Raw genomic sequence first — 22338 nt, 5'->3', positions numbered from 1 at the left:
TGAGCTAGGCCCGCCGCCGTTCCTCGAATTTCAGGCGGCGGCCTTCTTCCAGCAGCGCGCCCATCTCGGTGGCCGGCAAGGGGCGCGAGAACAGATAGCCCTGCATCTGGTCGCAGCCCAGCGCCCGCAGGAACTCGAGGTGCTGGACGTGCTCGACGCCCTCGGCCACCACCTTCATCTTCAAGGCCCGCGCCATGGCGACGATGGCATCGACGATGGCGGCGTCGTTGGGATCGGTGATGACGTCCATCACGAAGCTGCGGTCGATCTTCAGCTTCGAAATCGGGAAGCGCTTCAACACCGACAGCGACGAATAGCCGGTGCCGAAATCGTCGATCGAGCAGGCGATGCCCATGTCCTTCAGGGTCTGCACCACGGCGATGGCGTTGTCGGCGTCGCGCATCGCCGAGCTTTCGGTCAGTTCGACTTCCAGGTAACGCGGATCAAGGCCGGTATCGGCCAAGGTGCTTTCCAGCGCATGGATCAGCCGCTTGGCATACTGGAACTGGCGGCCGGAAACGTTGACCGCCACCGGGATCGGCGGCAGTCCCATCTCCTGCCACGCCTTGTTCTGGCGGGCGCACTTGTCCAGCATGATCTCGCAGATGCCGTCGATCAGGCCGCATTCCTCGGCGACCGGGATGAACTCGACCGGCGACACCATGCCCAGTTCCGGGCTGTTCCACCGCACCAGCGCTTCCATGCCGACCACCGCGCCGGTGACCAGATCGACCTGCGGCTGGAAATAGGGCAGGAACTCGCCCTGATCCAGCGCGCGGCGCAGCTTGTTTTGCAGCGACAGGGTCTTGGCGACCCGCGAACTCATTTCCTGGGTGAAGAATTGCAGCGTCGCCGGCCCCTGGCCCTTGGCCCGCTGCAGCGCCGCCTCGGCGTTGCGGATCAGTTCCTCGGCGTCGTCGCCGTCGCGCGGGAACAAGGCCACGCCGATGGATACCGAGATGTCGAACTCGTCGCCCTGCACCGACACCGAGGTCTGGGCCAGATGGTGCAAATGCTCGATCGCCTCGGTCAGATCGCGCATGGCCTGATGGCCGGTGATCAGCACCAGGAAGCGGTCGCCCGAGGCCCGGGCCATGATGTCGTCGCGCCCCAATCCCGATTGCAGCAGGTCGGCCGCCGCGATCAGCACCTGATCGCCGATGGTGTGCCCCATGGTGGCGTTGATGATGCCGAACCGGTCGATGCCCAGGCTGAGCACCGCTAGCGGGCTGCCGCGCCCGGCCGCCAGCTCGCGGGCGGAATTGAAGCGGTCCAGGAAGGCGGCGCGGTTGGGCAGCCGGGTCAGCGGGTCGTAATAGGCCAGGAACGACAGACGCTGTTCGGCCATCTTGCGGTCGGTGACGTCGATCATCACGCCGTCCCACACCACCGAGCCGTCGGGCCGCTTGGTCGGACGGCTTTGTCCGCGCAGCCAGCGCCGCCGACCGTCGCCGCCCAGCACCGCCAGTTCCTCGTCATAGGGCTCCATCATCTTGGCGGAATGGGTCAGGCCGGCCACGAATTTCTGGCGCTCGTCGGCGGTCAGCATCTGCATGAAGACATCGGGATCGACCATCAATTCCTCGGGCTCGACCCCCAGGAACGAGCGACAGCCCTCGGACACATAGGTATAGCCGACCCTTCCGTCCTTCGACAAAATCCGCTGGAACACCATGCCCGGCATGTTGCCGGCGATGGCGCGCAGCCGCTGCTCGGTCTCGCGCAGCGCCGCCTCGGTGGCCTTGCGCGCCGTGATGTCGCGGCCGATGCAGACGAACAGGCGCGTCCCTTCCAGCCGCACCTCGACGGTCGAGATCTCCAGCGGGAAGGTGGCACCGTTGCGGCGCAGGCCGATCATTTCGTGCGGGCCGCCGCCGACCATGCCGCCGTCGCCGACCTGCAGCAATTCCGGCCGGCGATCGGGTTCGGCCAGCAAGGTCAGGAAGTCGCGGCCGGCCAGTTCCTTGCCCGACCAGTCGAACAAACGTTCGCCGGCGGCGTTGACGGTATCGACCTGGCCGTTCTCGTCCAGCACCAAGATGGCGTCGGCGGCGTGCTCCATCAGCATGTCGAGACGGAACTCGGCACGGCGGCCGTCAGTGATGTCGATCAGCACGCCGTCCCACAGCACGGTGCCGTCATCCAGGCGCCGCGCCTTGGCGGCGCCCTTCAGCCAGCGCACCTGACCGGCGGCGGAAATGGCGCGGAATTCTTCCGGGTTGACGCCCAGAACCTGGGCGGAATGACGGATCGCCGCCAAATGGTCGTCACGATCGGCCCAATGGATGACGTTCAGACAGCCCTTGCCGTTGACACTCATCGCCTCGGCGCCGATTCCCAGCACCGCTGCCAGGGTTTCGCCAAACTGGGGATAGCTGATGGTGCCGTCGGGGGCCTGGCGACGCTGAAAGGAGAATCCGGGCAGACTGGCGGACAAACCATCCAGACGCGCCGCCAATTCGGCGGGGCTTAGTCCCATGGACGGCCCCTGCTCGCCATTCTCACCAGCCAATCCTGCCTCCCTGGCGCGGCCTTGCTGCCGCCGAAGGAAGTGTAAGCCCGCGCGTGCCCGAAGGCAACGGCCGAGCCGCACCCGGACAAACGGCTTGACTCTGGGGCGGCGTCGGGCCTAAAACCCCATCCTCTTCAGTTCCTCTGGAGACATCCGCCACCACGGTGGCCCGTCAGTCCGCGAAGATACGCGCACTGGCGCGAATTTGTTTTGGAGTGCTTGATGTTCGAATCGCTCTCTCAACGTCTGTCGAAGGTGTTCGACAAGCTGACCGGCCGCGGTGCGCTGTCGGAGGCCGACGTTGTCGAGGCGCTGCGTGAGGTCCGCGTCGCCCTGCTGGAAGCCGACGTCGCCCTTTCGGTGGTCAAGGACTTCGTCGCCCGCGTCAAGGACCGCGCCGTCGGCCAGGATGTCATCCGCTCGGTGACGCCCGGCCAGATGGTGGTCAAGATCGTCCATGACGAACTGATCAACATCCTGGGCACCGAAGGGGTCGAGCTCAACCTCAACGCCGTGCCGCCCGCAATCATCTTGATGGTCGGCCTGCAGGGCTCGGGCAAGACCACCACCTCGGGCAAGCTGGCCGTTCGCCTGAAGGCGCAGAAGAAGAAGGTCCTGCTGGCCTCCCTGGACGTCTATCGCCCGGCGGCGCAGCAGCAATTGGAGATTCTGGCCCGCCAGGCCGATGTCGGCTCGCTGCCGATCATCATGGGCGAGATGCCGGTGGCCATCACCAAGCGCGCCTTGGAGATGGGCCGCAAGGAAGGCTACGACGTCGTCGTCCTCGACACCGCCGGCCGCCTGCACATCGACCAGGAACTGATGGCCGAGGTCGCCCAGGTCCGCGACGTCGCCAAGCCGGTCGAGACCCTGCTGGTGGTCGACGCCATGACCGGCCAGGACGCCGTCACCCTGGCGCATGAATTCAACGAAAAGGTCGGCGTCACCGGCATCGTGCTGACCCGCGTCGATGGCGATGCCCGCGGCGGCGCTGCCCTGTCGATGCGCGCCGTCACCGGCCGCCCCATCAAGTTCCTGGGTCAGGGCGAAAAGCTGGACGCCCTGGAGGTGTTCCACCCCGACCGCCTGGCCGGCCGCATCCTGGGCATGGGTGACGTGGTCTCGCTGGTCGAGAAGGCCATGGAGACCATCGAGGTCGACGAGGCCGAACGGCTCGCCAAGCGGATCGAGAAGGGCAAGTTCGACCTGAACGACATGCTGGCCCAGTTCAAGCAGGTCGAGAAGATGGGCGACCTCAAGGGCATCATCGGCATGCTGCCCGGCATCGGCAAGATGGCCGACCAGTTGAAGGACGCCAAGCTCGACGGCAAGGTGGTCGGCCGCCAGAAGGCCATCATCTTGTCGATGACCGCCGCCGAGCGGAGAAATCCCGACCTGATCAAGGCGTCGCGCAAGAAGCGCATCGCCGCCGGCTCGGGTGTCTCGGTCCAAGACGTCAACAAGCTTCTCAAGCAGCACCAGCAGATGGCCGACATGATGAAAAAGGTCGGCAAGATGGGGCAGAAAGGCTTGATGAGACACGGTCTGGGCGGGCTGTTGCCCCCCAGCATGAGGTTCGGCCGCTGATCCGGCGGCCGGTGGTTTTTGTTTTTGGTTTTTGATCAGAGGGAAACTCTTATGGCTCTGAAGATTCGTCTTGCCCGTGGCGGCGCCAAGAAGGCTCCGTATTATCGCGTCGTGGTGGCCGATGCCCGCTGCCCGCGCGACGGCCGCTTCATCGAGAAGGTCGGCACCTACAACCCGCTGCTGCCGTCGGACCACGACCAGCGCATCACCCTGAACGAAGAGCGCATCAAGCATTGGCTGAGCGTCGGCGCCCAGCCGACCGACCGCCTGGTCCGCGTGTTCGCCGCCAAGGGCCTGATCGCCCTGCCGGCTCGCCCCGAGCAGACCAAGCAGCCGAAGCCCAAGGCCAAGGCCCAGCAGCGCGCCAAGGATGCCGCCGAGCGCGCCGCGGCCGCCGCCGCGGAAGCCGGCGAGTAAGTGTTGATGACGACCCGGGTGTGCGTCGGCGCCATCGTTGGCGCGCACGGGGTCAGGGGGCAGGTCCGCGTCAAGAGCTTCACCGACGATCCCGCCGATGTGGCGGCCTATGGTCCGGTGGAGAGCGAAGACGGCAAGCGCCGGTTCGGTTTGAAGGTGGTCGGGCAGTCCAAGGGGCTGGTCATCGCCTGGATCGACGGGGTGACGGACCGCAACGCCGCCGAGGCGATGAAGGGAACGCGGTTCTTCGTGCCGCGCGACCGACTGCCGGAACCCGAGGAAGACGAGTTCTTCTATTCGGATCTGGCCGGATTGATCGCTTTCGGCGTGGACGGGGCCGAGATGGGCCGGGTCCGGGGCGTGGCGAATTTCGGGGCCGGCGAGGTCCTGGAAATCCAGCTTCGGGACGGCGGCTCGATCATGGTGCCGTTCACCAAGGCTTGTGTGCCCCAGGTGGATGTGGCGAAGGGCAGGCTGGTCGTCGATCCGCCTTCCTTCGCAGAAGAGGACGAGAACGATCAGGGCGGGGCGGAACGGTGAGCGGGTCGTGGCATGCGACGGCGCTGACCATCTTCCCCGAGATGTTTCCGGGACCGCTGGGCCAATCCTTGGCCGGGCGGGCGCTGGAGAAGGGAACCTGGCGGCTGGACGTGGCCAACATTCGCGATTACGCGAGCGGGCGCCATCGGTCGGTCGACGATATCCCCTTCGGCGGCGGGGCCGGCATGGTGATGCGCCCAGAAGTGCTGGACGCGGCCATCCGGGCCAATCGCGGCAGCGGGCCCTTGATCTATTTGACCCCGCGCGGGCGCCTGATCGATCAGGCCTTGGTGCGGGAACTGGCGGCGGGCGACGGGGCGACCCTGCTATGCGGCCGGTTCGAAGGAGTGGACCAGCGGGTGCTGGAGGCGCACGAGGCCGTCGAGCTGTCGCTGGGCGATTTCGTGCTGTCGGGGGGCGAGCTCCCGGCCTTGGTGCTGTTGGACGCCATCGTCCGCCTGTTGCCCGGCGTGGTCGGCAACCAGGAAACGCTGGCCGAGGAAAGTTTCGAGTGGGGCTTGCTGGAATATCCCCACTACACCCGTCCGGCCGAATGGCAGGGACGGTCGGTGCCGGAGGTTCTGCTGTCCGGTCACCACGAGAAGATACGCGCCTGGCGGAAAAGCCAGGCCGAGGACATAACCCGGCTGCGGCGTCCGGACCTGTGGGACCGGTACAAGGCGGCCAAGGACAGTAAGGATGGTATGAGATGAACATCATTCAAGAGCTCGAGAAGGAGCAGATCGCCAAGCTGACCGACGGCAAGGCGATTCCGGAATTCAGCCCGGGCGACACCTTGAAGGTCAACGTCAAGGTGATCGAAGGCAACCGCGAGCGCGTGCAGGCCTATGAAGGCGTCTGCATCGCCCGCAAGAACGACGGCCTGAACAGCTCGTTCGTGGTGCGCAAGATCAGCTACGGCGAAGGCGTCGAGCGTATCTTCCCGCTTTATTCGCCGAACATCGCCTCGATCGAGGTGGTCCGTCGCGGCGACGTCCGTCGCGCCAAGCTGTATTACCTGCGCGACCGTCGCGGCAAGTCGGCCCGCATCGCCGAGCAGACCACCGGCTACGCCGCCAAGGTCAATGCCGCCGAGCGTGAGGCTGCCGCCACCGCCAAGGTTGCCGCTGCCGCCGCCAAGGCCGAGGCTGCCGCCGCCAAGGCCGAAGCCGCCGCCCAGGCCGCCGCCGAAGAGTAAGACCGCGATGGGCCGCGCTCCTTGCGGCCCATGTTCGGATAAGACCTGCTGTCCCGACGCCGATCTCCCCGGATAATCCCGGGGGGATCGGTGCGCGGGACATCGCTATGATGGCCCCACGATGACGCCCCGCCCCGTTGGCAGGGGCGCCCGCGATAACCGTCAAGGAAAAACGATGTCCAAGCCGCGCACGCTGTTCGACAAAATCTGGGACGCCCACCTGGTGGATGTCCAGGATGATGGCACCTGCCTGCTCTATATCGACCGCCACATGGTCCATGAAGTGACCAGCCCGCAGGCGTTCGAAGGGCTGCGCATGACCGGCCGCAAGGTCCGCCACCCCGAGGCGACCCTGGCCGTGGCCGACCACAACGTGCCGACCACCGACCGCTCCAAGGGCATCGAGAACGAGGAATCGCGCATCCAGGTCGAAACCCTGGAAGCCAACGCCCGCGATTTCGACGTCGAGTATTTCCGCATGGACGACATCCGCCAGGGCGTGGTCCACATCGTCGGCCCCGAACAGGGCTTCACCCTGCCCGGCACCACCATCGTCTGCGGCGATAGCCACACCGCCACCCATGGTGCCTTCGGCGCCCTGGCCTTCGGCATCGGCACCTCGGAAGTCGAGCATGTGCTGGCGACCCAGACCCTGGTGCAGAGCCCGGCCAAGAACATGCGCATCACGGTCAACGGGCCGGCGGCTCCGGGTGTCACCGCCAAGGACATCGTGCTGGCCATCTGCGGCAAGATCGGCACTGCCGGCGGCACCGGCTATGTGGTCGAATATACCGGCGACGCCATCACCGCTTTGTCGATGGAAGGCCGCATGACGGTCTGCAACATGACCATCGAAGCCGGCGCGCGGGCCGGCCTGATCGCCCCCGATCAGGTCACCTTCGACTATGTCATGGGCAAGCCGCGCACCCCCAAGGCCGCCGCCTTCGAGGCCGCGCTGGCCTATTGGAAGACCCTGAAGACTGACGAGGGCGCCCATTTCGACGCCGAAGTGGTGATCGACGCCAGCCAGTTGGTGCCGCAGATCACCTGGGGCACCAGCCCGGAAGACGTGATGCCGATCACCGGCACCGTGCCCAACCCAGCCGACATCGCCGATGAAGGCAAGAAGAAGGCGGTGACCCGCTCGCTGGAATATATGGGCCTGACGCCCGGCATGAAGGCCACCGACATCAAGATCGACGTGGTGTTCATCGGCTCGTGCACCAACGGCCGCATCGAGGATTTCCGTGCCGCCGCCAGCATCTTCAAGGGCCGCAAGGTGGCGCCTGGCGTCCAGGCGCTGATCGTGCCGGGCTCGGGCTTGGTCAAGGAGCAGGCGGAAGCCGAGGGCCTGGACCAGATCTTCATCGAGGCCGGCGCCGAATGGCGCGAACCCGGCTGCTCGATGTGCCTGGCCATGAATGCCGACCAATTGAAGCCGGGCCAGCGTTCGGCCTCGACCTCGAACCGCAATTTCGAAGGCCGCCAGGGTCGCGGCGGCCGCACCCATCTGGTCAGCCCGGAAATGGCCGCGGCGGCTGCCGTCACCGGCAAGCTGACCGACGTGCGTTCGCTTTAGGATTTGATTGATCGTCATGGCCGGGCTTGACCCGGCCATCCACGAAACGGAAAAGGAAAAAACCACAGAGACACAGAGGCACAGAGGGGCCGTGCCGGAAGGCAACCCGGGGACCTCCTGAACAACATCTCTGTGTCTCTGTGCCTCTGTGGTGAATTGAATGGACGTCGACGCCGAAATCGCCGTTTTGGACAAACAACGCAAGTTTCTGACCCGCATGGGGATCGGACTGACCGCGGTGTTCGCCGGCATCCTGGCGGGCTACGTCCACCACAAGGGCGGCATCGCCGAAATGCTGGCGCTGCCGCTCAATAACATGGGCGATTTCCTTGCCGGCGCCTGTTCCCCGCTGGCCTTCTTGTGGTTGGTGGTTGGCTACCGGATGCAAGCGCTGGAGTTGGAGCAGAACAGCAAGGCCCTGCGGCAGCAAGCCGAGGAAATGCGGAGTGCGGTTGAACAGGCTAAAGAGCAGGCTCAAGCGATGCGCGGACATGAACGCATCGCACTTCAGAACTTACTTTTGGAAACACGGAAGCAATTTGAAGAAGACCTCGCCTTGCTGGCTGCACATATTGCAATGAAACATTCAGGAACAGAGTGTGACGTGTATTGGGGAAAATTGGCGTCTGGCGATAAATATATATTTTGCACATACATGTGCGAGCGAATTGACTCAGATATGTCGGAGTGGGGTCGATATTTCACGGACCCATCCGCCCCAGAAAAACAGCGCGAGATTGCGTCACTTTCAAACAGATACATGTTCATATTTGATAAATTCACATCATTGCTTAAGGCGATAGACGGGGGTAGCTTTATCTCATTTTACGAAAACTCTCCGTATGGCCGTCTGAACCAAGCACTCAAAAGCCTGTCACTGAAACCCGAGGTCTAGATGGATAAGTTCACCAAATTGACCGGCGTCGCCGCGCCGCTGGCGATGATCAACGTCGATACCGACATGATCATCCCCAAGCAGTTCCTGAAGACCATCAAGCGGTCGGGCCTGGGCAAGAACCTGTTCGACGAGATGCGCTATACCCCCGAGGGAGGGGAAGTCGCCGACTTCGTACTGAACAAGCCGGCCTATCGCGGCGCCAAGGTGCTGATCGCCGGCGCCAATTTCGGCTGCGGCTCGTCGCGCGAGCATGCGCCCTGGGCCATCGCCGATTTCGGCATCCGCTGCGTCATCGCCACCAGCTTTGCCGACATCTTCTTCAACAATTGCTTCAAGAACGGCATCTTGCCGATCAAGCTGGCGCAGGCCCAGGTCGATGCTCTGATGAAGCAGGCCGAGAACGGTGCCAACGCCACCTTCACCGTCGATCTGGAAGCCCAGGAAATCACCGCCCCCGACGGGTCCAAGACCGCGTTCGAGGTGGATTCCTTCCGCCGCCATTGCCTGCTGAACGGCCTGGACGATATCGGCCTGACGCTGCAAAAGAATGCCAAGATCGAAGCCTTCGAGGCGGCGCGCAAGCAGTCGCAGCCCTGGCTTTAAGGAATAAACCACAGAGGCACGGAGGCACAGAGAGAGCGTCTTCGCGATAGGCGCCACGCCGTCCCTTCCGGGGCTATCTGTTTCAGTCTGGTCGGATACCTCTGTGTCTCTGTGCCTCTGTGGTTCAATTTCTCTTATTCAAAAGAGAGGATCGTTTTATGACCGCCAAGAAGCTCCTTATTCTGCCCGGCGACGGTATCGGCCAGGAAGTGATGGTCCAGGTCCGCCGCATCATCGACTGGATGGCCAAGAAGCGGAACATCCATTTCGAGGTGTCGGAAGGCCTGATCGGCGGTTCCGCCTATGACGTGCACGGCACGCCGCTGGCCGACGAGACCCTGGCCGACGCCATGGCCGCCGACGCCGTGCTGCTGGGCGCGGTCGGCGGGCCGAAGTGGGATGACCTGCCGTTCGAGGTCAAGCCCGAGCGCGGCCTGTTGAAGATCCGCAAGGAAATGGGCCTGTTCGCCAACCTGCGCCCGGCGGTGGTGTTCGACGCCCTGGCCGACGCCTCGACCTTGAAGACCGAGGTGGTGTCGGGCCTGGACATCATGATCGTGCGCGAGCTGACCGGCGGCCTGTATTTCGGCCAGCCCCGCGGCATCGAGACCTTGCCCAACGGCGAGCGCAAGGGCGTCAACACCCTGACCTACACCACCAGCGAGATCGTCCGTATCGGCCGCGCCGCGTTCGACCTGGCCCGCAAGCGCAACAAGCGCCTGTGCAGCGTCGATAAGGCCAACGTGCTGGAATGCACCGTGCTGTGGCGCGAAGAGATGATCAAGCTGCAGCAGACCGAGTATCCCGACATCGAACTGAGCCACATGTATGTGGACAACGCCGCCATGCAGCTGGTGCGCAACCCCAAGCAGTTCGACGTGATGGTCACCGAGAACATGTTCGGCGACATCCTGTCCGACTGCGCCGCCATGCTGACCGGTTCGCTGGGCATGCTGCCGTCGGCGTCGTTGGGTGCCGCCGATGCCAACGGCAACCGCAAGGCGCTGTACGAGCCGGTGCACGGCTCGGCCCCGGACATCCAGGGCAAGGACATCGCCAATCCGCTGGCGACCATCCTGTCGTTTGCAATGTGCCTGAAGTACTCGTTCAACATGGACCATGAAGCCGAGATGATCGAGACGGCGGTCAAGAACGTGCTGAAGGGCGGCCTGCGCACCGCCGACATCATGGCCCCGGGCAAGGCCAAGGTGTCGACCAGCGTGATGGGCGAATCCATCGTGCGCGAGCTGGACAAGCTGAATTAATCAGCGCGTCGAGAAAAGATGAAGGGCCGGTTCCCCACGGGAGCCGGCCCTTTTCGTTTCAGCCGGCCAATTTCTGCTCGGCCGCTTCCACCAGGAAGCGCGACCGATTGCCGCCGCTGACGGCGTCGATGCGCCCCAGAAGGTGGCGCGGGATCATCACGTTGATGCGATCGGCCTTCAGCAGATTGGGATCAAGATCGACCAGGATCGCGACGGCGTCGCCGCGATGAGGGTCGTCCTTCAGGGCGTCCAGCGTCGATGGCGGCGGCACCGGCAGGCCGTCCTCGGTCAGAAAGGCGACATGGCCGGCCAACGCCTCGGCAGCCATGGCCCGCGCTTCGTCCAGGGTGTGGCCGGCGCTGACGCAGCCCGGCAGGTCGGGAAATTCGACGCCGTAATCGCTGCCCGCGTCCTTGCGCAAATAGGCGACATAGGAAACCATCGCATCACCCCAACAATTTGATACCGCTCTGCCGTTCGATCGACCGAACCGTCCCGGCGGGAAAGTCGCGCTTGGGATGCGGCACGGTTACCACGCCCGGCTTGGTTGGATGTCTGAAATGCCAATGGCTGCCGGTGGTCCGTCGATGCTCCCAGCCATCCGCCTCCAAGGCCTTGATGATCCGGCGGCTATCCATGTGTGTAATAATACACAACAGCCGCGCGACGGGCAATCATCCATTCCCCCGCGCCATCGCCACGCCTTCGCGGGCCAATTGGTCGGCGCGTTCATTCTCGGGGTGGCCGGCATGGCCCTTCACCCAAAGCCACTCCACCTGATGGCCGGCGCGGGCCGCATCCAGCCGCTTCCACAGATCGTCGTTCTTGACCGGCTTGTTGTCGGCGGTCTTCCAGCCCCGTTTCTTCCACGAGAACATCCACTCGGTGATGCCCTTCATCACGTACTGGCTGTCGGTGGTGACCACCACCTTGCACGGCCGGGTCAGCGCCTCCAGCGCGCTGATCACCGCCATCATTTCCATGCGGTTGTTGGTGGTGGGGTTCTCGCCGCCCTTCAGCTCCTTCTCGGTGCCCTTGAAGCGCAGGATGGCGCCCCAGCCGCCCGGGCCGGGATTGCCCGAGCAGGCGCCGTCGGTGAAGATCTCGACCGCGGGTTGGTCGTTCATTCCAGACCGTAGGCGGCGGGGCTGGTGATGCCCTGGTGGAAGCGCAGCTTCCTGAGATATTCCAGCGGGTCCTTGCGCTTGACGAAGGCCCCTTCCGGCGTATTCAGCCAGTCATAGGTGCGGGTCAGCAAAAAGCGCATGGCGGCACCCCGGGCCAGCAGCGGCAGGGCATCCAGCTCGTCGGCCGACAAGGGCCGCACCTTGCGGTAATTGCCCAGCATGAGGCGGGCCTTGGTGGCGTTGAAGGCGCCGTCGGGCTCGAAGCACCAGGCGTTCAGGCAGATGGCGATATCGTAGGCCAAAAAGTCGGTGCAGGCGAAATAGAAGTCGATCAGGCCCGACACCTTGTCCTCCCGCGTGGTCCGGTCGGCCAGGAAGAACACGTTGTCGGGGAACAGATCGGCATGGATCAGCCCCGAGGGCAGGGATTTCGGCCAGTGGGCTTCCAGCGCGTCCAGTTCGGCCTCGATGAAGGCGGCGAGGCCCGGGCGGATCTCGTCTGCGCGGTCCTTGACCTGGGCGAACAACGGGCGCCAGCCGGCCACCGACAGATTGTTGGGCCGGGTCATGGCGAAGTCGGCGCCCTTCTGGTGCATCTCGGCCAGGGCTCCCCCCAGGGCGGCGCAATGGCCCAGCGCCAGCCTGCGGGCCGACATCCCCTTGAGGAAGGTCACCATCGCCGCCGGACGGCCGCACAATTCCCTGAGCGCGTTGCCATCGGCGCCGTGCAACGGGGTCGGGCAGGCCAGGCCGCGCGCCGCCAGATGTTCCATCAGTCCCAGGAAGAACGGCAGATCGTCGGGATTCACCCGCCGCTCGTACAGCGTCAGGATATAGGGGCCGGTCTCGGTCTGGACCAGGAAGTTGGAATTCTCGACGCCTTCGGCGATGCCGGTGAACGACACCAGTTCGCCGATGCCGTAAGCGGCGACGAACTCTTCCATCTCTTCGTCGGAAACTTCGGTATAGACCGCCATTGATCCCCTCGGGCGCCGTCATTGGCCGGGAAAGTACGACGTTGACGCCACTTACTCAAGCCCGAGACACAAGCGGCGACTGAGCCGCCCGGCACGGGCCGCGCTTCGCGCCGGCATCAATCCAGTAGCTGCTGGGGCAGTTTGAAGGCGATGGTCTCGTCGGTGACCTTGACCTCTTCGATGGTCACGGCGAAATGGGCGCGGGCGGCGTCGATCACCTCTTCCACCAGCACTTCCGGGGCCGAGGCGCCGGCGGTGATCCCCAGTCGGCTGATGCCCGCCAGCGACGCCCAATCGATCTCGGGGGCGCGTTGGACCAACAGGGACTTGGCGCAGCCTTCCCGGGCCGCCACTTCCACCAGCCGCTTCGAGTTCGACGAATTGGGGGCGCCGATCACCATCACCGCGTCGCATCGGGCGGCGATGGTCTTGACGGCGTTCTGGCGGTTGGTGGTGGCGTAGCAGATATCGTCCTTCTTCGGCCCAACGATGGACGGGAAGCGCCGGGTCAGCACGGCGACGATGGCCGCCGCGTCATCGACCGACAGCGTGGTCTGGGTGATATAGGCCAGATGGTCGGGATGGGCCGGCTGCACCGCTTCGGCGTCGGCCGCGCTTTCAACCAGCATCACCGCGCCCTCGGGGACCTGGCCCATGGTGCCGATCACTTCCGGGTGGCCCTTGTGACCGATCATGATGATCTGGCGGCCGAAGGCGTGGTGGGCCTCGGCCTCGCGGTGGACCTTGGTCACCAGTGGACAGGTGGCGTCCAGATAGGACAGGCCGCGCGCCTCGGCGGCCGTCGGCACCGATTTGGGCACGCCATGGGCGGAAAACACCACCGGCACGCCGTCGGGTACTTCCGACAATTCATCGACGAACACCGCCCCCTTGGCCTTCAAGGAATCGACGACGAAACGGTTATGGACGATCTCGTGACGGACATAGACCGGGGCGCCGTACTTGGCGATGGCCGCCTCGACGATCAGGATGGCGCGGTCGACGCCGGCGCAGAAACCGCGCGGGCTGGCAAGCACGATGGTCAGCGGCGGCAAGGTCATCGGCAGGTTCCCATCAAACGTCGTTGCGGGCGGCGCCCGCCTTCTCTAAAGTCGCCCCGACCAATGCCACGGATGCCTGTCCCTCCTCAACGGCTTTTCCGAGATCATCGATGAAACTTCGCTCGCTTCTGCCGCTTGCCGCTCTGGCCCTGGTGCCCGCGCTCGCCTCGTGCTCGGTGTTCCAGAAGAAGGAGCCGCCGCCCTGCCCGCCGGTCTATATCCTGGGCGACGCCGGGACGCTGACCAAATACAAGGACGGCAAGGGCCGCGACCTGACCGATGTCGAGTTCGAGGCCGAGATCAACGGCTTCCAGGGCGACTGCAAATATGACGAGAAGGGCGCACTGGTGGAAATCCAGGTGTCGTTCGCCATCAAGCGCGGCCCCGGCGACACCGACCGCAAGGCCGAGTTCACCTATTTCGCCGCGGTGCCGCTGTTCTATCCGGCCAAGGACGCCAAGGCGGAATTCCCGGTCAGCGTCGAATTCCCGCAAGCGACCAATTATGTCCGCTATACCGACGAGCCGGTGGTGCTGCGCATCCCGGTCAAGGATTCCGACATCATCCAGAATTACGAGATCTATCTGGGCTTCCAGGCCACGCAAGAGCAGCTGGAGCGTAACCGCCAGGGCCGCAAATAGGCATTTCTGGCGTGGCGCGGGCCGTGCCGGCCCCGCTCAATCGCGCTCCTAACGCTCCCGGCGCAGGATGAAGCGGACGTGCTCACCCCGCTTGTTGGTGGCGAAGCCGTAAAGCTTGCCGCCATCCGACAGCACCCCTTCGAACTTGAAGGCGCCCTCGCCCCCCGACAAGGCGACGGTGCAGCCGCTGGCCTGATCGACCAAGCCGCCGATCTGGGTGCCGTCGGTCCAGCCGAAATCGTTGGCGATCTGCCCCTTGCGGTCCATCGCCCAGATCAGGCGGCCTTCCTTGCGGGCGAATTCCCACTTGGTCTGCGGCGCCACCCAGCGCCCGACCAGCCATTCGCCGTTATTGGCGATGGTGGTGTCGCAGATGGCCTCGGGCAGCGGCTCGGGCGGGCCGGCCTTGGGGAATTGCGGCAAGTCCTGGGCAAGCGCCGGCGCGGCCAGCAGCGTGGCGGTCAGGCAAATGGCTAGGCGCATCCTGGTCCTCACTTTCGGATCGGAAAGTAGCCGCGGTCACGCATGCAGCTGGCGGTCAGGGCATCCATCTGCTTGCGGGCGCGGGCGCGGTCATAATCGTTGAACATCGAGCCTTCGCTGGTGTCCTGATAGCCGACCTGGGCGTCGGACCAGCGCCGGCAGCCGTTCCAGTCGGTCCGCCACTGGTCCTGCGGCACGTTCGGATTCTGCCACGGCACCGTGGGCAGGGCACAGCCGGCCACGGCCAGGATCAGGACGATTGAAGCGAGACGACGCATGGGAGCCCCTGGAAAATCGGCGCCATTCGGCCACAGAGCGGCCGGGCGCGCAACCCCGGAATCGTCATTTGTGGCGTCCCTGCGCCCGGTCTATACTGCAGCGCAATCACCGCCAATATGGGGAGACCAGCAGATGAGCGGCGAAACTTTGAACGGCCTTTATTTCGAGGATCTGAGCGTCGGCCAGTCGGCGATCTTCGCCAAGACCGTCACCGAAGCCGACATCGTCGCCTTCGCCGGAATCTCGGGCGATTTCAACCCGGTCCACATCAACGAGGAATTCGCCAGCCAGACCATGTTCAAGGGCCGCATCGCCCACGGCATGCTGTCGGCGGCCTTCATCTCGACCGTGTTCGGCACCAAGCTGCCGGGCCCGGGCTGCATCTATGTCTCGCAGCTTCTGAAGTTCAAGGCCCCCGTGCGCATCGGCGACACCGTCACCGCCCGCGTCGAGCTGACCGCCCTGGTGCCGGAAAAGAAGTTCGCCACCTTCCGCACCACCTGTTCGGTCAAGGACAAGGTGGTGATGGACGGCGAGGCCACCTTGATGGTCCCGTCGAAGGGCTAGGGCAATTCCGGCTTTGCAGGAATTGCACCAAGCCCGCGTGGCGTTTGAACGGCCCCGGGACGGGGCGCCAGAGGCAAAGCCTAGACCAATTCCAGCCAACCTGGAATTGGTCTAAAGTTCCAGAACCATGGCGAGGGCGGTGCCGTAACTGGCGCCGCCCTTTCCCGTTTCAATGAACCCCAGCCCCGCCCAGAAGGCCGGCGATTGGCCCACCGCCGTCAGGGCGATGCGGGGCAGGCCAGCAGCTCGGGCCACCCGGGCCAATTCCGCCACCGCCGCCCGGCCCAGGCCCAGACCGCGCGCCTGGGGCAGCAGGGCCAGATCGTGCAGGTACAGGCAATCGGGCCCGTCCGGCAATCGGTCAAGGACGGTATCCAGCGCCGGCGCCCGGCCCAGCTTCCCGGGATGGGCCAGGCAATAGCCGCCCCCATCCGCCGCCATCAGGCAGCCGGCCGGAAACAGCGCCAGACGGTTGGCGAACACTTCGGCGCGTTCGGGATGATCGACATGGACGATGTCGGCGATGACCTGAACCCGGGCCAGATCGGCCGCAACCATCGGCCGCCAGACGGGCTCAGCCGCCGGCGATGCGTTCGGCGACATTCTTCAGCAACCCGGCCAGCAAGACGTCCAGCAGCACGACGCCGGCGGCGGTGCCCAGATTGACCTTCAGCGCCACATGGGCGACGAAGGCGCGATAAATCAGCATCAGGATGGTCAGGGCCTGGGCCAGCAGGGCGGTCCCCGCCATCGGCGCCAAGGTGGCCAGGACGGCGACGGGGAACAAGATGCCGACCTGCACCACCGCCGACCAATTATAGGCGACGACATAGCGGGCCCACTGGCCGCCCCGGCCCAGCGTTGCGGCAATGTAAAACATCACCAGCGGGAAGGCGGTCCAGTCGATGACATAGGAAATCAGCTTGACCGCCAAGTGGCGCGGCCCGGCATCGGCGAACTCGCCGGCCAGCAGGTCGAGCCCCAGGAAGGCCGGCGCCACCAGCACCGCCGCCCAGAACGACTTCCAGAAGCCGCCGTCGCTGTCGTCGAACCATTCGATGCCGGCCCGATTGCGCTTGGCCAGCAGCCAGGCCCCGGTGATCCCGCGTGCGATTTCGTCGGCGGTGATCATTCTGCCTCGAAAAAGCGGTCGAGGACCGCCTGATAGATCTCGGTCAGTTGTTCCAGATCGGACAGGGCGACGTGCTCATCGACCTTGTGCATGGTCTGGTTGATCAGGCCGAATTCCAGCACCGGACAATGATTCTTGATGAAGCGGGCGTCCGAGGTGCCGCCCGAGGTCGAGAATTCCGGCCGCAGGCCGGTGATGCGCTGGACCGCGTCGGATACCGCCGCCGACAGCGGGCCGGGCTGGGTCAGGAAGCTTTCGCCCGACACCTCGATCGAACAATCGTAATCGCCGCCGATCTCGGCCACGGTGCGCCGGATCCATTCTTCCAGCGAGGCGCTGGAATGCAGGTCGTTGAAGCGGATATTGAAGGCAGCGCGGGCCTGGGCCGGGATGACGTTGGTGGCTGGGTTGCCGACATCGATGGTGGTCAGCGCCAAGGTCGAGGGCTGAAACAGCGGCGAGCCGTGATCCAGCGGCTCGGCGGTCAGACGGCGCAGCATTTCCAGAAGGCGCGGGATCGGGTTGTCGGCCAGATGCGGATAGGCGACGTGACCTTGGGTCCCGGTGACGGTGATGCGGGTGTTCATCGAGCCGCGCCGGCCGATCTTCAGCATGTCGCCCAGGCGGGCCGGATTGGTCGGTTCGCCGACCACGCAGGCATCCAGCGTCTCGCCCTTGGCCGTCAGCCAGTCCAGCACCTTGACGGTGCCATCGACGGCCGGGCCTTCCTCGTCGCCGGTGATCAGCAGGCTGACCGAATCGGCATTGTCGCCGCGCCGGGCGATGGCGGCGACGAAGGCGGCGATGGCGCCCTTCATATCGACGGCACCGCGCCCGTACAGCCGGCCGTTCATCACCTGGCCGGCGAAGGGATCGATGGTCCAGCCGGCACCGGGCGGCACCACGTCGGTATGGCCGGCAAAGCAGAAATTCGGCCCCGCCGTGCCGCGCCGGGCATACAGGTTTTGGATCGCCGGCCCGCCGGTGGCGGAGCAGATGACATGGCAGGTAAAACCCAACCGCTCCAGCCAGCCGGCCAGCAACCCGATCGCGCCCGCATCGTCAGGGGTGACGCTGGGGCAACGGATCAGGCCAGAGGCCAGGCCGACGGGGTCGGTAAGAAGCGTGGTCAATCGCGCAACAATTCGTTGATCGACACCTTCGAGCGGGTCTTCTCGTCGACCCGCTTGACGATGACGGCGCAATAAAGGTTGGGGCCGGGGGTGCCGTCGGGGAACGGCTTGCCGGGCATGGTGCCCGACACCACCACCGAATAGGCCGGAACGCGGCCATAGAACACCTCGCCGGTGGCGCGATCGACGATCTTGGTCGATTGGCCCAGATAGACACCCATCGACAGCACGGCGCCCTCCTCGACCACCACGCCCTCGGCCACCTCGGCGCGGGCGCCGACGAAGACGTTGTCCTCGATGATCACCGGGCCGGCCTGCAGGGGTTCCAGCACGCCGCCGATGCCGGCACCGCCCGAGATATGGACGTTGCGGCCGATCTGGGCGCACGAGCCGACGGTGGCCCAGGTGTCGATCATGGTGCCGGAATCGACATAGGCGCCGACATTGACGAAGCTGGGCATCAGCACCACGCCCGGCGCGATGAAGGCCGGCCGGCGCACCACGCAGCCCGGCACGGCGCGAAAGCCGTGGGCCTTGAAGGTGCCGTCATCCCAACCCTCGAACTTGGTGGCCACCTTGTCGTACCAGGTCGAGCCGTTGGGCGCGCCCGTGACCGGCGCCGAATCGTTCAGGCGGAAGGACAGCAGCACCGCCTTCTTCAGCCACTGATTGACCACCCACTTGCCGTCCAGCTTCTCGGCGACCCGCAGATGTCCGGTGTCGAGCATGCCGAGCGCCGTCTCGACGGCGTCGCGGATCTTGCCGGTGGTCTGGGCGTTGATGCCGTCACGGGCCTCCCAGGCGGCGTCGATGTCGGACTGAAGTTGGGCGAAGCTCATGGGGTCGTGTCCTTGAAGGGCGAGAAGTCACAGGCCGAAACATAGCGCTTCGGCGTTCCAAGTCAACGCGCGCCCGCGTAGGGTCACCCCTGCCCGCCGCGGGTGGGGCGGTCAAAGGACGGTGAACTGGCGGAGCAAAATCACGTAATGGTGGGGTCCAAACGTCCTCGACCGCATGCAATGGACGATATAGGAGATTCCCTTGGCGTCCTTAAGGAAACGGTGAATTCGTGACACAACTTCATCACGCAACTTCAGCGCTTGATCGCCCCGATCGGCGACTACGGCATCCATGTGGCTCACCAACTGCTCACAGGCCAACCAAAGAGACAAATGCTCGTTGACGCACGCAAACGGCTTCTTGTCGTTGGTATGCGCGATCTTGATGGGCTTGAGCTTACGAATCCAAAAGGCCGCATAGCCGATCTGTTTGTGGGGATCGACAGCCTCGTTCTGGTAGACGGCAAGCTTTTCAAGATCCTTCGCCGTGTTGGCGGCCACCTCGTCGAACCAACCCGGCTCGACCTCGTGCCATTCAACCCCATACTTCGCCAAGACCCGAGGAACCACCCGCTCCAGCTTATCAGAGATAAGGGCCGCCAGATCGTCAACGTCAGCGCGCAGGCGCTGGTGTGCTTCGGCCCTGGTCGTCACGGCGCCAACCCTATGCTTGCTGTTCGGACGTCTCGCGATCCAGGCGACTGCAGGTCAAATCAAACAAGCGGGCCAAATAGGACAGGTCTTCGCCTTCGTTTTCCGGTTCCATGATCAGCCCCTTGGCCACCATCCGCGCACGGATGACCTGCTGCGCGTCATCGGATAGCGTTTGGGGGAAGACGGGTTCGCCGTGGCTCATGGTTCACTCTCGGAAAAATCAGAGGCGGCAGCATACGAAAGCGCATCGAAAAATCAAGCCCGGACCGCTCGCAGCAGCCGCAGGTTGATCGCAAACCTCGAAAACACGCTACTACAAAGGAATCCAGAGCGGAAGCCTCATTTTCCGCTCCAACCGGCCGTCCGCAGCCACGCCACCAGGTCATCGACGACGTGATCGACATGGGCCAGGTCGGAATCGTCTTGCATCACCACCTTGGCGTCGGGGTGGTCGTCCTGGCGGACCCACACCGTGGTCATGCCGATGTCGAAGGCGGGTTTCAGGTTCCGATGGATGTCTTCGACCATCGCCGCCGCACGCGGGTCGAAGGCGAAGCGCGCCACCATGTCCAGATAGCATTCCGGCTGCGGCTTCGGCACATAGCGGGCCGCCTCGATGTCGAAGATGCCGGAAAAATGCTGGCCGATGCCCAATTGCGCCAGCACCTTCTCGGCATGGCGCTCCGAGCCGTTGGTGAAGATCAGCTTGCGCCCCGGCAGGGCGGCCAGCGCCCGGTCCAGGTCGGGGGCGGCGGCCAGCACCGAATGGTCGATGTCGTGGACATAGTCCAGGAAGGCCGAGGGCTCGAGCCCATGCACCAGCATCAGCCCGCGCAGCGTGGTGCCGAATTCGCGGTAATAGCGCTTCTGCAGGGCGAAGGCCTCGTCCAGCGGCATGTGGAACCGCTCGGAGATGAAGCGGCGCATGCGCACGTCGATCTGCGGAAACAGGCTGGACGTCGCCGGATACAGGGTGTTGTCGAGGTCGAACACCCAGGTTTCGATCTGGTCGAGGGGACGAGTCACGGTCATGGCCGACAGGGTGCGGCTTTAGCCGCCGAAAAGCAATGGCCGCTCGCGTTTCAGGGGGTGTTTGACCGCCATACTTATGGTACTTCGTGGTACGAGAGTTTGATCATCGGGTGGGCGGGAATCCAAGTCGCATGAGTTCGGGCCACGAATCCAGACCCCAAAGGCCGGTCGAGCCACAGCGCCGCGCGGTGACGCTGGGCGATAGCGCCCTGGCGGCCTATCCGGGTCCGGCCCTGGTGCTGACCCGTGACGGCGCGGTGGTTCAGGCCAACCGGCGCGCCGAGCCGCTGCAGGCCGCCATCGCCGCAAACCGCCTGAAGAACCTGCCCGCCCTGCTGGCCGCCGCCGACGGCCAGCCGACAGCGACCATCGAGACCCTGGCCGCCCCCGGCGGCGGCGTGCTGATCCTGGAATTGTCGTCGCTGCCGACCGAGGACAACCATCTTCTGATCCTGGGCCGCGACGTCACCTTGGAGCGCAACCTGCGCTCGGCCCTGGTGGAATCGCGCCAGCGCTACAAGGATCTGGTCGAGATCAGTTCCGACTTCGCCTGGGAAGTCGGTGCCGACGGCCGCTTCGTGTTCGTCAGCCCCAAGGGGGCGCTGGGCTATGCCGCCTCGGAACTGGTCGGCCACCATCCCAAGGAATATTCGGCCTCGACCGACCACACCACCGCATTGCCGTTCCTGGCCTCGATCCCGGTCGAGGATTCCGAGGTGTGGATGCGCCAGGCCGACGGCTCGGAAGCCTGCCTGCTGGCCTCGGCCACGCCGATCCTGGGCGAACAGGGCGAATGGATCGGCGCGCGCGGCATCTGTCGCGACGTCACCCAGGAACGCCTGCGCGACGCCGCCCTGTCGCGCGCCAACAGCCGCGAGCGTCTGCTGTCCTATATCGTGCGCACCATCAGAGACGAGGTCGATCCCGCCGACATGCTGCGCGCCGCCGCCGAGGCCACCGCGCGCGCCCTGGGGGCTACCGGCTGCCAGATTTTCCGCATCCATCCCGAAGCGTCGGATTTCGCCCTGGCCGCCCAGTACGGCGAAGGCGGCGACGAGAAGACCATCCTGGACAGCTTCCTGGAATCCGACCATTTCGACGACTCCATCGGCGGCTGGAACGTCTTGTCCACCGTCAGCCGCTACCGCGCCTCGATCAACGGGGCGGTGCTGCTGTGGCGCGACCCCTGCCGCCCGGGCTGGAGCGACGACGACCGCCTGCTGATCGACGATGTCGCCAACCAGGTCGGCCTGGCCAACGAACAGATCGCCAACCACGAACGCATCTTGAAGCTGTCGCGCACCGACAGCCTGACCGGCCTGTTCAACCGCCGCGCCTTCTTCGAGGAAATCACCCGGCGCTTCAACCGCCTGTCGCGCGAACACCGGCCGGCCGCCCTGATCTATGCCGACCTGGATAATTTCAAGGCGGTCAACGACGTGCACGGCCACCAGACCGGTGACCAGGCCCTGCTGGCGGTGCGCGATCTGCTGCTGCAATCGACCCGCCCGATCGATCTGGTCGCCCGGCTGGGCGGCGACGAGTTCGCCATCTGGCTGGAAGGCGCCGAGGAACATATCGCCATCCAGCGCTGCACCGACATGCTGGAGGCCAGCAAGGAGCTGGTCCGCTATTCCGGCAGCCCGGAAAAGAAGCTGGCCATGAGCCTGGGCGTCGCCGTCCATGGCGGCCCCAGCCATGAAAGCCTGGAAGAGCTGATCGCGCGCGCCGACAAGGCGATGTACGAGGTCAAGCGCGACGGCAAGGGCCACTGGCGCCTGGCCCCGCCGCCTGGCGCGACCGGAGGCTGAACC

General features: G+C 65.0%; 27 protein-coding genes. 12 read left to right on the top strand and 15 right to left on the bottom strand.

From position 1 onward, the window contains the following. Window positions 1-4: 4 nt before the first annotated feature. A complete protein-coding gene (locus A6A05_RS04130; RefSeq protein WP_245644188.1) occupies window positions 5-2512 on the bottom strand; it encodes an EAL domain-containing protein in 2508 nt (835 codons plus the stop codon). Between the two features lie 222 nt (window positions 2513-2734). Between A6A05_RS04130 and ffh the strand changes: the two genes are divergently transcribed. The 9 genes from ffh (at window position 2735) to leuB (ending at window position 10599) form a co-directional block, all read left to right on the top strand. After that, window positions 2735-4099: a signal recognition particle protein gene (gene ffh, locus A6A05_RS04125; RefSeq protein ID WP_068497751.1), complete on the top strand. Its 1365-nt coding sequence runs from the start codon at window positions 2735-2737 to the stop codon at window positions 4097-4099. Between the two features lie 51 nt (window positions 4100-4150). After that, window positions 4151-4516 carry a 30S ribosomal protein S16 gene (gene rpsP, locus A6A05_RS04120; protein ID WP_068497747.1) on the top strand — a complete coding sequence of 122 codons (366 nt, stop codon included), beginning with the start codon at window positions 4151-4153 and terminating at the stop codon, window positions 4514-4516. Between the two features lie 6 nt (window positions 4517-4522). Beyond that, window positions 4523-5056 carry a ribosome maturation factor RimM gene (rimM, locus tag A6A05_RS04115; protein WP_068497745.1) on the top strand — a complete coding sequence of 178 codons (534 nt, stop codon included), beginning with the start codon at window positions 4523-4525 and terminating at the stop codon, window positions 5054-5056. Further along, window positions 5053-5769, top strand: a complete 717-nt coding sequence (gene trmD / locus A6A05_RS04110) for a tRNA (guanosine(37)-N1)-methyltransferase TrmD (RefSeq protein ID WP_281193237.1) — start codon at window positions 5053-5055, stop codon at window positions 5767-5769. Before rimM ends, trmD begins: the two co-directional genes overlap by 4 nt. Next, on the top strand, window positions 5766-6254 hold the full coding sequence (gene rplS, locus A6A05_RS04105) for a 50S ribosomal protein L19 (protein ID WP_068497743.1): 489 nt from the start codon (window positions 5766-5768) through the stop codon (window positions 6252-6254). The genes trmD and rplS overlap by 4 nt, the downstream gene beginning before the upstream one ends. A 175-nt stretch (window positions 6255-6429) precedes the next feature. Beyond that, entirely contained in the window at window positions 6430-7833 is a 1404-nt protein-coding gene (leuC, locus tag A6A05_RS04100; protein WP_068497742.1) for a 3-isopropylmalate dehydratase large subunit, read from the top strand. A gap of 160 nt (window positions 7834-7993) precedes the next feature. Further along, window positions 7994-8728: a hypothetical protein gene (locus tag A6A05_RS04095; RefSeq protein WP_068497740.1), complete on the top strand. Its 735-nt coding sequence runs from the start codon at window positions 7994-7996 to the stop codon at window positions 8726-8728. Then, window positions 8729-9334, top strand: a complete 606-nt coding sequence (gene leuD, locus A6A05_RS04090; RefSeq protein WP_068497738.1) for a 3-isopropylmalate dehydratase small subunit — start codon at window positions 8729-8731, stop codon at window positions 9332-9334. Between the two features lie 158 nt (window positions 9335-9492). Next, window positions 9493-10599, top strand: a complete 1107-nt coding sequence (gene leuB / locus A6A05_RS04085) for a 3-isopropylmalate dehydrogenase (protein ID WP_068497736.1) — start codon at window positions 9493-9495, stop codon at window positions 10597-10599. A 58-nt stretch (window positions 10600-10657) separates the two neighbouring features. On the opposite strand, the gene A6A05_RS04080 is transcribed toward leuB, so the two are convergent. From A6A05_RS04080 to ispH, 5 genes are all read right to left on the bottom strand, one after another. Then, window positions 10658-11041, bottom strand: a complete 384-nt coding sequence (locus A6A05_RS04080) for a type II toxin-antitoxin system HicB family antitoxin (RefSeq protein ID WP_068497734.1) — start codon at window positions 11039-11041, stop codon at window positions 10658-10660. A gap of 4 nt (window positions 11042-11045) precedes the next feature. Beyond that, the gene (locus tag A6A05_RS04075) at window positions 11046-11273 is read right to left on the bottom strand and encodes a type II toxin-antitoxin system HicA family toxin (protein ID WP_245644187.1); all 228 of its coding nucleotides are present in this window, start codon (window positions 11271-11273) and stop codon (window positions 11046-11048) included. Then, window positions 11274-11726 carry a ribonuclease HI gene (gene rnhA / locus A6A05_RS04070; RefSeq protein WP_068497731.1) on the bottom strand — a complete coding sequence of 151 codons (453 nt, stop codon included), beginning with the start codon at window positions 11724-11726 and terminating at the stop codon, window positions 11274-11276. Continuing rightward, complete coding sequence (locus tag A6A05_RS04065; RefSeq protein ID WP_068497729.1) at window positions 11723-12703, bottom strand: homoserine kinase; 981 nt, start codon at window positions 12701-12703, stop codon at window positions 11723-11725. The genes rnhA and A6A05_RS04065 overlap by 4 nt, the downstream gene beginning before the upstream one ends. A gap of 116 nt (window positions 12704-12819) precedes the next feature. Then, a complete protein-coding gene (ispH, locus tag A6A05_RS04060; protein WP_068497726.1) occupies window positions 12820-13764 on the bottom strand; it encodes a 4-hydroxy-3-methylbut-2-enyl diphosphate reductase in 945 nt (314 codons plus the stop codon). A gap of 110 nt (window positions 13765-13874) precedes the next feature. Between ispH and A6A05_RS04055 the strand changes: the two genes are divergently transcribed. Continuing rightward, window positions 13875-14405, top strand: a complete 531-nt coding sequence (locus A6A05_RS04055; RefSeq protein WP_068497724.1) for a hypothetical protein — start codon at window positions 13875-13877, stop codon at window positions 14403-14405. A 48-nt stretch (window positions 14406-14453) separates the two neighbouring features. Here the strand turns inward: A6A05_RS04055 and A6A05_RS04050 are convergent, their stop codons facing one another. Both A6A05_RS04050 and A6A05_RS04045 read right to left on the bottom strand, forming a co-directional pair. Continuing rightward, window positions 14454-14888, bottom strand: coding sequence for a hypothetical protein (locus tag A6A05_RS04050; RefSeq protein WP_068497722.1), 435 nt, complete (start codon window positions 14886-14888; stop codon window positions 14454-14456). Between the two features lie 8 nt (window positions 14889-14896). Next, a complete protein-coding gene (locus tag A6A05_RS04045; RefSeq protein ID WP_068497720.1) occupies window positions 14897-15166 on the bottom strand; it encodes a hypothetical protein in 270 nt (89 codons plus the stop codon). Window positions 15167-15299: 133 nt separating this feature from the next. Between A6A05_RS04045 and A6A05_RS04040 the strand changes: the two genes are divergently transcribed. Continuing rightward, a complete protein-coding gene (locus tag A6A05_RS04040; protein ID WP_068497718.1) occupies window positions 15300-15734 on the top strand; it encodes a MaoC family dehydratase in 435 nt (144 codons plus the stop codon). Between the two features lie 111 nt (window positions 15735-15845). Here the strand turns inward: A6A05_RS04040 and A6A05_RS04035 are convergent, their stop codons facing one another. The 7 genes from A6A05_RS04035 to A6A05_RS04005 form a co-directional block, all read right to left on the bottom strand. After that, entirely contained in the window at window positions 15846-16292 is a 447-nt protein-coding gene (locus tag A6A05_RS04035; protein ID WP_245644186.1) for a GNAT family N-acetyltransferase, read from the bottom strand. Between the two features lie 16 nt (window positions 16293-16308). Beyond that, window positions 16309-16866, bottom strand: coding sequence for a hypothetical protein (locus A6A05_RS04030; protein WP_068497715.1), 558 nt, complete (start codon window positions 16864-16866; stop codon window positions 16309-16311). Continuing rightward, window positions 16863-17999, bottom strand: coding sequence for a succinyl-diaminopimelate desuccinylase (gene dapE / locus A6A05_RS04025; RefSeq protein WP_068497713.1), 1137 nt, complete (start codon window positions 17997-17999; stop codon window positions 16863-16865). The genes A6A05_RS04030 and dapE overlap by 4 nt, the downstream gene beginning before the upstream one ends. Further along, window positions 17996-18838, bottom strand: coding sequence for a 2,3,4,5-tetrahydropyridine-2,6-dicarboxylate N-succinyltransferase (gene dapD / locus A6A05_RS04020; RefSeq protein ID WP_068497711.1), 843 nt, complete (start codon window positions 18836-18838; stop codon window positions 17996-17998). Before dapD ends, dapE begins: the two co-directional genes overlap by 4 nt. Window positions 18839-18949: 111 nt before the next feature. Continuing rightward, window positions 18950-19492, bottom strand: a complete 543-nt coding sequence (locus tag A6A05_RS04015) for a hypothetical protein (protein ID WP_068497709.1) — start codon at window positions 19490-19492, stop codon at window positions 18950-18952. A 10-nt stretch (window positions 19493-19502) separates the two neighbouring features. Beyond that, window positions 19503-19694 (bottom strand): hypothetical protein, encoded by a 192-nt coding sequence (locus A6A05_RS04010; protein ID WP_068497707.1) that lies wholly within the window; start codon window positions 19692-19694, stop codon window positions 19503-19505. A gap of 137 nt (window positions 19695-19831) precedes the next feature. Then, complete coding sequence (locus tag A6A05_RS04005; RefSeq protein WP_068497705.1) at window positions 19832-20524, bottom strand: pyrimidine 5'-nucleotidase; 693 nt, start codon at window positions 20522-20524, stop codon at window positions 19832-19834. Window positions 20525-20655: 131 nt separating this feature from the next. Here A6A05_RS04005 and A6A05_RS04000 point away from each other — a divergent pair, with 131 nt between their 5' ends. Beyond that, complete coding sequence (locus A6A05_RS04000) at window positions 20656-22335, top strand: sensor domain-containing diguanylate cyclase (protein WP_068497703.1); 1680 nt, start codon at window positions 20656-20658, stop codon at window positions 22333-22335. Window positions 22336-22338 lie beyond the last annotated feature (3 nt).

The organism is Magnetospirillum moscoviense, from assembly GCF_001650635.1.
GTDB lineage: Bacteria > Pseudomonadota > Alphaproteobacteria > Rhodospirillales > Magnetospirillaceae > Magnetospirillum > Magnetospirillum moscoviense.
Note: the sequence above shows the minus strand (reverse complement) of the source record. Positions and strands in the feature narration are given on the sequence as shown.

Excerpts from the sequence above, each read along its gene's own strand:
- ffh (WP_068497751.1), top strand. The coding sequence starts at position 2,735 with ATGTTCGAATCGCTCTCTCAACGTCTGTCGAAGGTGTTCGACAAGCTG.
- rpsP (WP_068497747.1), top strand. The coding sequence starts at position 4,151 with ATGGCTCTGAAGATTCGTCTTGCCCGTGGCGGCGCCAAGAAGGCTCCG.
- rimM (WP_068497745.1), top strand. The coding sequence starts at position 4,523 with ATGACGACCCGGGTGTGCGTCGGCGCCATCGTTGGCGCGCACGGGGTC.
- rplS (WP_068497743.1), top strand. The coding sequence starts at position 5,766 with ATGAACATCATTCAAGAGCTCGAGAAGGAGCAGATCGCCAAGCTGACC.
- leuC (WP_068497742.1), top strand. The coding sequence starts at position 6,430 with ATGTCCAAGCCGCGCACGCTGTTCGACAAAATCTGGGACGCCCACCTG.
- A6A05_RS04095 (WP_068497740.1), top strand. The coding sequence starts at position 7,994 with ATGGACGTCGACGCCGAAATCGCCGTTTTGGACAAACAACGCAAGTTT.
- leuD (WP_068497738.1), top strand. The coding sequence starts at position 8,729 with ATGGATAAGTTCACCAAATTGACCGGCGTCGCCGCGCCGCTGGCGATG.
- leuB (WP_068497736.1), top strand. The coding sequence starts at position 9,493 with ATGACCGCCAAGAAGCTCCTTATTCTGCCCGGCGACGGTATCGGCCAG.
- A6A05_RS04080 (WP_068497734.1), bottom strand. The coding sequence starts at position 11,041 with ATGGTTTCCTATGTCGCCTATTTGCGCAAGGACGCGGGCAGCGATTAC.
- rnhA (WP_068497731.1), bottom strand. The coding sequence starts at position 11,726 with ATGAACGACCAACCCGCGGTCGAGATCTTCACCGACGGCGCCTGCTCG.
- A6A05_RS04065 (WP_068497729.1), bottom strand. The coding sequence starts at position 12,703 with ATGGCGGTCTATACCGAAGTTTCCGACGAAGAGATGGAAGAGTTCGTC.
- ispH (WP_068497726.1), bottom strand. The coding sequence starts at position 13,764 with ATGACCTTGCCGCCGCTGACCATCGTGCTTGCCAGCCCGCGCGGTTTC.
- A6A05_RS04055 (WP_068497724.1), top strand. The coding sequence starts at position 13,875 with ATGAAACTTCGCTCGCTTCTGCCGCTTGCCGCTCTGGCCCTGGTGCCC.
- A6A05_RS04050 (WP_068497722.1), bottom strand. The coding sequence starts at position 14,888 with ATGCGCCTAGCCATTTGCCTGACCGCCACGCTGCTGGCCGCGCCGGCG.
- A6A05_RS04045 (WP_068497720.1), bottom strand. The coding sequence starts at position 15,166 with ATGCGTCGTCTCGCTTCAATCGTCCTGATCCTGGCCGTGGCCGGCTGT.
- A6A05_RS04040 (WP_068497718.1), top strand. The coding sequence starts at position 15,300 with ATGAGCGGCGAAACTTTGAACGGCCTTTATTTCGAGGATCTGAGCGTC.
- A6A05_RS04035 (WP_245644186.1), bottom strand. The coding sequence starts at position 16,292 with ATGGTTGCGGCCGATCTGGCCCGGGTTCAGGTCATCGCCGACATCGTC.
- A6A05_RS04030 (WP_068497715.1), bottom strand. The coding sequence starts at position 16,866 with ATGATCACCGCCGACGAAATCGCACGCGGGATCACCGGGGCCTGGCTG.
- dapD (WP_068497711.1), bottom strand. The coding sequence starts at position 18,838 with ATGAGCTTCGCCCAACTTCAGTCCGACATCGACGCCGCCTGGGAGGCC.
- A6A05_RS04010 (WP_068497707.1), bottom strand. The coding sequence starts at position 19,694 with ATGAGCCACGGCGAACCCGTCTTCCCCCAAACGCTATCCGATGACGCG.
- A6A05_RS04005 (WP_068497705.1), bottom strand. The coding sequence starts at position 20,524 with ATGACCGTGACTCGTCCCCTCGACCAGATCGAAACCTGGGTGTTCGAC.
- A6A05_RS04000 (WP_068497703.1), top strand. The coding sequence starts at position 20,656 with ATGAGTTCGGGCCACGAATCCAGACCCCAAAGGCCGGTCGAGCCACAG.